Origin of the sequence: uncultured Bifidobacterium sp. (assembly GCF_963540075.1) — a bacterium.
GTDB lineage: Bacteria > Actinomycetota > Actinomycetes > Actinomycetales > Bifidobacteriaceae > Bifidobacterium.
This window is the reverse complement of record NZ_CAUTOG010000017.1, coordinates 21,313-31,263: the sequence shown is the minus strand read 5'-3', so window position 1 is coordinate 31,263 and position 9,951 is coordinate 21,313. Positions and strand designations below refer to the sequence as shown.

Sequence of the window (9,951 nt, the reverse complement as noted above, 5' to 3'; positions counted from 1 at the left end):
GCAACCTCATCGTCATCGTCAACGACAACGAGATGTCCATCGCCGAGAACCACGGCGGGCTGTACGCATCGCTGGCGCGGCTGCGGGAATCCGGCGGACGCGAGGGCCCGAACCCCTTCCGGGCCCTGGGGATGGACTACCGCTATCTGGAGCAGGGCAACGACGTGAACGAGCTTGTGCACGCCCTCGGGAAGGTCCGCGACGTCGACCATCCGCTGGTGCTTCACATCCATACGATCAAGGGTCTGGGACTCGACGAGGAGGACGCCGAGGCCGGGGTGCTGCCGGGCCGACACGAATCCAACCACTGGCAGAACCCGCTGTCCGCCGCCGGCGATCCGCCCAAGGCCCGCAGGATCTACGGCGGAATGGCCATGGAGACCCTCGAAAGGCGCTTCCCGGATGAACCCGGCCTGGTCGTCATCTCCCCCGCCACTCCCGGGTCGAACGGCATCACACCGGAGTTCCGCGCGCGTGCGGGCCGCCACTACGTGGACACGGGCATCGCCGAGGACCATGCGGCGGCCTTCGCGGCCGGTCTGGCCCGCGCCGGAGCCACCCCCGTGCTCGCCACCAGCTCCACCTTCTTCCAGAGGGCCTACGACGAGATCCACGAGGAGCTGGCGCTCAACGCCCTTCCGGTGACGCTGCTCGTGTTCGCCGCCGGCTTCTCCTCCACCGACCACACGCATTCGGGGATCTTCGACATCCCCATGCTCGCCTCCATCCCGGGGCTGACCTATCTGGCTCCCACCTCCGGCGAGGACCTGCTCGACATGCTCGGCTGGTCGACGCGCTCGCGCGAGCACGGGCCGGTGGCCATCCGGATCCCCGGCGACGACGTGCTCGCGGCCGACAGGGACCGGGCCCGCCGGTCGGGAACCGTCGCGCTCGCCGACGCATGGACGGCGGATCCGTCGGCGGCGCCGCCGTCGTCCGAGGGGCTCCTCATTCCGGGCGTTCACAGGCATGATCCGATGCAGCCCGACCCCTTCCTGCGGTACCGGATCAACAGACTCGGCCAGGACGTCGCCCTGATCGGCCTGGGATCGATGCATCCCCTTGCCGAGCGCTGCGCGGATGCTCTCGGGCATGCCACCGACGGCCGAATCCAGGCGACCGTCGTGGACCCCCGGCAATGCTCTTTGCTCGACGGCGAGACCCTGGCCGGGCTCGGAGCGAATCATCGTCTCATCGTCACGATGGAGGACGGGCAGCGCGATGGCGGCTGGGGACAGCGGATCGCCGCCTACTTCGCCTCGCGAACGACGGATCCGGAATCCGGGTCGATGGATGCTTCGGCTACCGCTGGCGTTGAACCCGACACCGCGGATGACCCGGCTCATCCGGAGAACCCCCACCGAGCCCGGTCGTCCGCGCCGAGGGTGATATGCCTGGGCGCCGACGCCGAATACTCGGACAGGGTGCCGATGGACGTGCTTCGCGCACGATACGGACTCACCGTCGAATCGCTCGTCCCCAGGATCCTGCGAATCCTGTCCGGGAGCGTCACGCGCTGAACTCGGCAGGCGTGGGACAGGAATCATGGTGGGCGCCATTCGGAAAAGACAGGCACAGACGCACGTCACATGACAGGCATGATGCATGACGGCGCGGCAGCGACTTCCCGCAGATCGCTACGAGCAGGTCCCGCTCCCGCCTGGACCGCCTCGGAGCACGACGCGGCGAAGACCCTCAACGCTGCGCGGAGCCGCCGGTCCTCCGGGACGCACGCAGCGCCTTCTCCTTCTCATCCTTCTGCCTCTCGACCTTCTCCGAAAGACGGAAGAGGACGAAACGCCTGCCGATGACCTGCACGATCTCGGCGCCGAGCCTTTCCGACAGCTGCGCCGCGGTCCCCTTCGCATCGTCAGGGGCCCCGTCCTGCACGACGGCCTTGACGAGCTCATGGTCGTCCAGGGCCTGCGAGACCTGGTCGACCGCGGCATCCGTCACCCCACGGCGACCAATCCATATGACGGGATCGAGCTTCTGGGCCTGTCCCCGCAGTCGTGAGACCATCCTCGAATCCAGCGTCATGCGTCCCCCCGTCCCTGATCTTCCCCGGAGCGTCCGGGAAGTGCGGCCTGCGCCGCTGCAATCCATGCCACCATAGCCCATGGCCGGGCGATGGACACGCATGGCATCGGCCGGCGCGCGTTCCGCACAGGATGCGGACCACGCGCCGAACGTCATGACCGCGCACGCTGATAGAATCGGATGTCGTTGTCACGGCCCCGTAGCTCAGTGGATAGAGCAACTGACTTCTAATCTGTTGGTCGCCGGTTCGAATCCGGCCGGGGTCACTCGAAAGCCCTTGGAATCACTGCGATTCCGGGGGTTTCCTGTTCTTCACGGCAAGAACTCCGGCCGCAATCGTCCGCGCGAAGGATTCCGCCCGAGGCGTCATCGTTCGCGCGGACGCGTTCTCCCGTAGTCTGGCATTGCGGGCGGGTTGCGAACCGCCCCAACCACGCAACCAGGGGAGGCTGTCATGGTCGGCATCATCATTCTTCTTCTCGTCCTGTGGATCGTCGGAGGCGTCATCGGTCTCGTCGTCAAGGGACTGGTCTGGCTCTTCTGGGCATCCCTGGTGCTGTTCGCCATCACCGTCGTGATCGGAGCCGTCAAAGGGCTTTTCACGACATCGAAGAAATCCTAAGACCCGTCGACCCACGGGCCATGGAATCTCGCCCTCCTCAGGACGTCTTTGGACGCTTCCCGAACGGAAGGACATCGCGGCCTCCTGACTTCCCTTCAGGGGATCCTGCCGTGTCCTCGGAGTGAGGACGCGCGCGAAAACGGGCGACCGCGACGCGAATGAACGCCTGGCGACGTGCGCCGATGGAAGGGAAAGAATCCAGCCGATGGACGGCCCCGCCACCGCAACAGCGGAGACGGGGCCGTCATTCCCGCCCCGGAGACTCCTGGCCATGTCCGCGGACGGGCGTCCGCACGGGCATTGCCTCGAGTTGGGACGGTTCCCATCATGCAGATGATTCCTGCCGATGCCTGAAAGGGACATGACGAATGTCTTGGAACCCCTTCAGACGTTCCCCAGTTTCATGGGGCCGCGTCGCGCACTTCCGGGTTTTTCCGGCCCGTTATCGGCTTGGCCGCAGGTGCCAGGCGCTGCATGAGGGATGGGCATGGCACGCACCGGCGCCGTGTTTGCGAGGATTTGCGAGGACTATCCGATGACGTCGTGTCGCAAGCAGGCGCTAGCATCAAGGCATGCCGACACGGAGAGAATCGGGGGAAGTCGTCGATGGGCCGCGGGATTCTGACGTGACCCCGTCCCTCGGCCGCACCGCGGCGGGATCAGAGGAGTTCGACCATCGGCCCTGCTCCCGCGACCGGCTCACCTTCGGGTATCTGCGTCGCCGCCTCGCCTCGACGGGAACACGATGGACCGCTCAGACACGACGATTCCTCCATCTGAGAACCTCCGATGGAGGCTTCAGCGTCACCGCCCTGCTGCTGTCGGACCAATGCCCCTATGAGACCCGCCTGCTGGACTTCCAGGGCGACGCCAAATCCTCGCCCATGACGCCGACCGTTCTGCGCGGCTCCGTCGTCCGTCAGCTCGACGATTGCCTATCCGATCTGGAGGACGACGACGCCGGGAACCGATGGCCATCCCAGGCTCTGAGGGAAACGCTTGTCAACGCCCTGCTCCATCGTGATTACTCGTTCTCCGGACCGACCCTCGTCAACCGCTTCGCCACGCGCATGGAAGTGGTCTCGCTCGGAGGTCTTGTCACCGGTCTGGAAACGAATGACCTGCTCAACGGCGTCTGTCAGCCACGCAATCCCTGGCTCGCCGACGCCTTCGAGCTGCTGGGGATGAGCGAGAACGCCGGGCTTGGCGTGCAGCGCATCATGGAGGCCTATGAGTCCAGCGGAGTCAGCCCGCAGCTACGGGTGGCCCCGGCCTCGGTCGCGATGGTGCTTCCCCTGCCCGTCAGGGACGATGTCGCGTTCTCGGGGTCCTCACAGGCCGCATCGTCGATGGATTCCGACGGACGCCGGACCGCCCTGCGCTACGCGTTCCCCCTCGGGAAGTCCATCGGATCGGATTCCGCCTCGGCGCTCGCGGGAATGCGGGTCATCGGATGCGCCCCGCTGCTCAGCGTGATGCTCTCGCCGACCACGCTCAACGCCCTGCGCAACACCCTGGACGCGCCTGACACCACCGAGGTGCGCACCCTGGAGGAGATCACGCTCCATCTCTTCGCCCGCAAGGGCGTGGAGCTCACCCGCGCCGAGGTGCAGCGACGTCTGGGGCTCAGTCGCAATCAGGCGGCCCATCTGCTGCGGATGCTGACCAGACAGGGACGGCTGTCCATGCACGGCAGGTCGCGCGCCACCAGATACTCCCTGCCCTGACCGGTCCGCCAGGGACATCGTCACGGGGATTCCCGGGACGTCATCACCTCTCAGGCCACCGCGTTTCCGAAGACCTGGTCGCTCAGATCGCGGCGCGCCTTCTCGAGACGCGTGATGTCGCCCAGCAGCTCGATGGACTGCGGATTGCCACCGCCCAGCTGGGCCATGCGGCGCTTCGCGGCGCCGATGCGACGCATATAGCCCAGATCGATGAGTCTCACCAGCAGCTCCGAGGCATACTGGCGCTCCGCCTGGCTGGGGGCGTCCCCACCCTCCCCCACGGCTTGTCCGGAGGCCGGCGCCGGGTCTCTCCGTCCGTTCCGGTCGCCCACAGGCCCCTGTCCGTCCTCCGAACCCGAAGGCAGAGGAAGAGGCATGACCGCCAGCTCGTCGATGACGGATCCGAGCACCGGTCCCGCAGCCTTCGTGAGCTCATGCATCCACAGACCCTGGGGCGTGCCGGCCGCGGGCAGTCCCCCCGCCGCCGCGACGGCCTGGAACATCGAGCGGAAGACGGGAGTGATGAAGTTCGTCAGCGTGAGCTGGGCGAACCAGACCCGGTCGACCGCGTCGGGCCTCTGGATGAGCATCGCCATGAACTGCTGCTCGCAGATGAACACCGCGTCCGGGATGCGGTGATAGGACTGCTGGCCTGCATCGCGACGCTGGACCTCCTGGCGTCGGGCACGGTTCTGCGCCGCGGAATCCCCGCCGGCGCGGTCGGGCTCAGACCGACGCTCGCGCCCCGCGTAGGCGTCGTCGGTGGACACCTGCAGCCTGCGGCGGGCACGAAGCACCTCGCCGCGCATGAGGTCGAGATCCACGCCGATTCGACGCGTGGCCTTGCGGGTGTACATGTCCAGAAGCGACATATCCCGAATCTGCGCGACAAGCGGGGCCACGGCCTTCACCGCGCCCATCCGGCCGGTGGCGAAGCCGAGGTCGAAGCGGTCGATGACGGCGTCGATGACGAAGTCGTACAGGGGCCGCGCCTCGGCCACCAGCGCACGCACCGCCTCGTCACCGTGTCGGATGCGCAGGTCGCAGGGGTCGAGGTTGTCCTGGGCGACGGCCACGAAGGTCTGCGAGAGAAAGGCCGAATCCAGGGAGAAGGCGTGGATGGCGGCCTTCTGACCGGCGGCGTCGCCGTCGAAGGTGAACACCACGCGAGAGCTCAGGCTCTGGCCGGCGACCTTCAGCGGCCCGACGAGCTGCACCGCCCCGAGCGCGTCATCGGAGACGAGACGGCGGATCATCTTCGCATGCTCGGCGCCGAAGGCCGTGCCGCAGGTGGCGACGGCCGTGTCGACGCCGGCGAGATGGCAGGCCATGACGTCGGTGTACCCTTCGACGACCACCGCCTGCCGCCGGCGCACGATGGCGGGTTTGGCGATGTCCAGCCCGTAGAGAACCTGCGTCTTGCGATACAGCGCCGTGTCGGGGGTGTTGATGTACTTGGCCTCGATGGCGTCGTCGTCGAACAGCCGGCGTGCGCCGAAGCCCAGGGTGCGACCCGTGGAGTCCCGGATGGGCCAGGTGACGCGTCCGCGGAAATAGTCGTACACGCCGCGCTGTCCCTGACGGGCGAGTCCGGCGTCGATCATCTCCTTCTGCGTGAAGCCCCGGTCGGCGAGGCGGCGCACGAGGTTGTCCCACCCCTTCGGGGCGTATCCGCATCCGAAGCGCTCCCAGTCGCCCTGGGCGAAGTTGCGGCCCTCAAGCATGGCCCGCGCCTCGTCGGCTCCCTGCACGTCCTGAACCCTGCTGGCGAGGGACTCGGTGAAGAAGCGCTCGGCCTCCTCGTTGGCCTCGAGCAGCCGCGAGCGCTTCGATCCGCTCCGTCCATTCTCCGGCGTGCCATTCGCGTAATGCAGCTCGATATGGTATCGGTCCGCCAGCAGCTCGACGGCCTCTCGGAAGTCGACGTTCTCGCGCTGCTGCACGTAGGCGAAGACGTCGCCCCCCAGCCCGCATCCGAAGCAGTGCCAGACGCCGAGGGCGGGACGGATGTTGAAGCTGGGGGTCTTCTCGTCATGGAAGGGGCACAGGCCGACGAAGGTGCCCGTTCCTGAGGACTTCAGGGTCACGGTCGACGAGACGATGTCGTACAGGTCCGCGGCGGCGCGGACCTTCTCCACGTCGCTTTTGTCGATCATCCCGGCCATGTCTCACCACCCTAGCGCCGGGGTCCCACCGCAAGGGGCAGCGACCCGGGGGGCGGAGCCGTCCCTCAGCACAGGATGGCGTGCAGCGACATGGCCGATCCATCGGTGAGGCTGGCCACCTGGTCGACCGCGACACGCAGACGCTCGTCATCGTTCGTCGCCTCGTTCCAGTCATCGAGGAACACCGGCTCGAGGGCGTCGCTGGGACGCGGCGAATCCCGCATGAGCACGTCGACGAGATCCTCGACGCAGCGCAGCTCCTCCTCATGCAGAGGCTGCCTTTCCCTGGGGGCCATGACGAAGTGCACCGCGATGCCCTTGAGCGCGACGATCTCGTAGGCGGTGTCGTCCGGGATGACCACGCTGGCGGCGTAGCGCGTCAGCGGCCCCCGTCCATAGCGCTCCCGTGTGGCGCGTTCCACGGACACGGCGAAGCGACCGATCAGCGAGCTGGTGATGTTCTTCAGCTGGGCGAGAGAGCGACGCGAGCCGTCGAAATGCTCGGGGAACATACCCCCCCGCGTGAGGCCTACGAGAGCGTCGAGAAGGCGGTCCGGGTCCCAGCGTCTCCCGTACCAGCGCACGGCGTCACCGACGATGGCATCCATCACATGGGGGTCGCGCATGGCCAGCGGACGGAAGGCGCCGGTGGCGATGGCGTCCTCGACGTCATGGACGCTGTAGGCGATGTCGTCGGACAGGTCCATCACCTGGCATTCCATGGGCGTGCCCGTTCCGGGCGCCCCCCGGCGCAGCCACCGGAACACGTCCTCGTCGTCCGGATACACGCAGAACTTGGTGCTGCGCTCGCCCTTGGGATGGCGGGAGGCCTCGGCCAGCGTCCACGGGTACTTGACGGCGGCGTCCAGGGAGGCGCGGGTGAGGTTGACGCCCGCCGACCTCCCCCCGGGGAACATGACCTTCGGCTCGAGACGCGTGAGGAGCCTGAGCGTCTGCGCATTGCCTTCGAATCCGCCGATGCCGGCGGCGATCGAGGCCAGGGCGCGCTCCCCGTTGTGTCCGAAGGGGGGATGACCCAGATCATGCGCCAGACAGGCGCAGTCGACGACGTCGGGGTCGCAGCCGAGCATGGCGCCGACCTGACGGCCGATCTGGGCGACCTCCAGCGTGTGGGTGAGACGCGTGCGGGCGAAGTCATCGGTTCCGGCGACGAGAATCTGGCTTTTCGCGCCCAATCGTCTCAAAGCCGAGGAATGGATGAGACGTGCACGGTCACGTTCGAAGGCGGTGCGGGAGCGGGATTTCGGAGGCTCCGGGGCCCAGCGCTCCTCGTCGTGCCCCTCATAGCCCTCCGGAAGGGGCATGGTGGGAGCCGGGTCGGCGTCAGCTTCGGCCATCCGCGCGCCTTCGGAACGGATGAGGGCACGAGACGTCCCAAGACGCTTCGCGTCCTTCCCTGATATGCCGCATCCGTCGCTAGTCGAGGGAATCGACGACGACGACCTCGGTGGGGACGTTGCCCGCCGTGGCCTTGGAATAGGGGCACAGCTGCTGGGTGCGCTCCACGAGCCGGGTCGCGACGTCGCGGTCGACGTCGGGCAGCCACACCTCGATCAGCGCCTTGATGCCGAAGGACTCCCCCTCGTCGCCGAGGGAGATGTGGGTGCGAACGCGCCCCGTCGCAAGCTTCGTGGCGGCGACGCGGAGTTCCTTGGCCGCGAGACCGAGAGCGCCCTGGAAGCAGGCGCCCCAGCCGATGGCGAACAGCTGCTCGGGATTCGTCCCCCTCCCCTTGCCGCCCATGGCGACGGGAGTGTCGAGATCGAGGGACAGGTCGGGGTCGTGGCTGACGGCGTGTCCGTTGCGTCCTCCGGTGACCTCGGCGGTGGCTGTGTAGGCGATGCTGGTGGGCTCATGCCCCTGATATGTGGTCATGCGCCCATCACATCACGTCGCAGGGCGGATGGCAAGGGGGTTCGCGGCAGGCGTCCGTCCGCAGGCATCCGGACGACCACGCCCGCATGGGGCCTATCGCAGGATGGCCCCACGACCGTCTGGATGGGCCTAGAGGACCGTGTCGGGGTCGAGAAGCGCCAGGTCACGCTCGCCGAGGACCTCGGGGGCGTGCTCGTACAGGCGCGGGATCCTGTTGCTCAGGCAGGTGAACACCGTGTAGCTGATGGTGTCCGCTGCCCTCGCCCAGTCGTCGGCGGTGGGCTCGCCGAAGGCCTCGCCGCGTCCGGGTCCGAACAGCTCGACCGTGTCGCCCTCCCTTACGCCCAGCCTGGACGCGGGGCCATGCAGGTCGAGGATGAACTGGTCCATGCACACGCGTCCCGACACCCTCAGCACCTTCGGCCCCTGGGCCGTCATCACCCTCACCGGGCCGCCGGACTTCTCGACATGGCGTGCCCCCTGCATGTCGAAGCCGGAGGCGGCCCTGTTGATGCCATCCGCATAGCCGAGGGGCACGATGGCTGTGCTCGTGTCGTCGGGGGTGAGATACGTCCGCCCGTAGGAGATGCCATGCCCCGCCTCGACATCCTTGACCGTGGACAGCTGCGCCTGAAGACGCATGGCCGGACGCAGGCCGTATGTGGAGGGACGCCCCATCGCCGGGTCGGGCTCGTAGCCGTACAGGCCGATTCCGGGACGAGTGAGCTCGAAGCGGATGCCGGAGCGGGACAGCGTGGCGGCCGTGTTCGCCAGATGTCGGATGCGCGGCGCTATTCCGGCCTCGCGCATGCGTCGCGTGAAGTCATGGAAGCTGGCGATCTGCCGATCCGTGGAGGCGACGAACTCCGGAACGTCCGGGGAGTCGGCCACGGCCAGATGGCTCCACTGCCCGACGACGTCGATGACGCCCTCGCCGGCAAGGGGGACGAGGCGCCGAAGCGCCTCCGCGAATCCCGCGGGGGTGAAGCCGTTGCGCCCGAAGCCGGTGTCCACCTTGACATGGACGCGCGCACTGCGCCCGAGCCGCCGCGCCGCCGCGGCAACCGCCTCGATGCCCGGCAGGGACCCGACGGAGACGTCGATGTCGGCGGCGATGAGCTCGTCGAAGGGCACGCGGGCGCCGTCGTACACCCAGGTGAGGATCCGGCATCGGTCGGGTCCGAGACCCGCACGGCGCAGCAGCAGAGCCTCATGCGACTGGGCGGTCCCCAGCCATGTGGCGCCCCCGGCCAGCGCGGCGAGGGCGGAGGGGATGAGGCCATGACCGTAGGCGTCGGCCTTCACCACGCCCATCACCTCAGCGTGGGAGCCGCCCGTGGCGCACAGGGCCACAAGACGGCGCATGTTGTCGCGCATGGCCTTCAGATCGACGATGGCCTGGCCCGGGTAGAGCCTGAGAGTCTCCTCGTATCGTCCGCGCCCCTCGCCCGAGGAGAAGTCGGGCTCCGGGACGGCCGACAGGAAGGGGCGCGCCCCGGAC

At 67.9% G+C, this 9,951-nt stretch carries 8 protein-coding genes and 1 tRNA gene; 4 read left to right on the top strand and 5 right to left on the bottom strand.

Annotated elements, in window-relative coordinates:
• Positions 1 to 1,520 (top strand): 1-deoxy-D-xylulose-5-phosphate synthase (locus RWX87_RS03520; protein WP_314686985.1); only part of this gene is annotated, 1,520 nt, incomplete at its 5' end.
• Between the two features lie 175 nt (positions 1,521 to 1,695).
• Here RWX87_RS03520 and RWX87_RS03515 read toward each other — a convergent pair.
• Positions 1,696 to 2,040 carry a YhbY family RNA-binding protein gene (locus RWX87_RS03515; protein WP_314686981.1) on the bottom strand — a complete coding sequence of 115 codons (345 nt, stop codon included), beginning with the start codon at positions 2,038 to 2,040 and terminating at the stop codon, positions 1,696 to 1,698.
• A 193-nt stretch (positions 2,041 to 2,233) separates the two neighbouring features.
• On the opposite strand from RWX87_RS03515, the gene RWX87_RS03510 reads away from it, so the two are divergent.
• The 3 genes from RWX87_RS03510 to RWX87_RS03500 all read left to right on the top strand — a co-directional run bounded on the left by RWX87_RS03510 (position 2,234) and on the right by RWX87_RS03500 (position 4,389).
• Positions 2,234 to 2,306 (top strand) — tRNA-Arg (locus tag RWX87_RS03510).
• 188 nt (positions 2,307 to 2,494) lie between these two features.
• Positions 2,495 to 2,662, top strand: coding sequence for a hypothetical protein (locus RWX87_RS03505; protein WP_314686979.1), 168 nt, complete (start codon positions 2,495 to 2,497; stop codon positions 2,660 to 2,662).
• A gap of 626 nt (positions 2,663 to 3,288) precedes the next feature.
• The gene (locus tag RWX87_RS03500; protein WP_314686977.1) at positions 3,289 to 4,389 is read left to right on the top strand and encodes an ATP-binding protein; all 1,101 of its coding nucleotides are present in this window, start codon (positions 3,289 to 3,291) and stop codon (positions 4,387 to 4,389) included.
• Between the two features lie 50 nt (positions 4,390 to 4,439).
• Here RWX87_RS03500 and dnaG read toward each other — a convergent pair whose 3' ends face one another.
• The 4 genes from dnaG to alr form a co-directional block, all read right to left on the bottom strand.
• Positions 4,440 to 6,554, bottom strand: coding sequence for a DNA primase (dnaG, locus tag RWX87_RS03495; protein ID WP_314686975.1), 2,115 nt, complete (start codon positions 6,552 to 6,554; stop codon positions 4,440 to 4,442).
• Positions 6,555 to 6,619: 65 nt separating this feature from the next.
• A complete protein-coding gene (locus tag RWX87_RS03490) occupies positions 6,620 to 7,912 on the bottom strand; it encodes a deoxyguanosinetriphosphate triphosphohydrolase (RefSeq protein ID WP_399552290.1) in 1,293 nt (430 codons plus the stop codon).
• A 79-nt stretch (positions 7,913 to 7,991) separates the two neighbouring features.
• A complete protein-coding gene (locus RWX87_RS03485; RefSeq protein WP_314686972.1) occupies positions 7,992 to 8,450 on the bottom strand; it encodes an Ohr family peroxiredoxin in 459 nt (152 codons plus the stop codon).
• 129 nt (positions 8,451 to 8,579) lie between these two features.
• Positions 8,580 to 9,932: an alanine racemase gene (alr, locus tag RWX87_RS03480; protein WP_314686994.1), complete on the bottom strand. Its 1,353-nt coding sequence runs from the start codon at positions 9,930 to 9,932 to the stop codon at positions 8,580 to 8,582.
• Between the last annotated feature and the right edge of the window lie 19 nt (positions 9,933 to 9,951).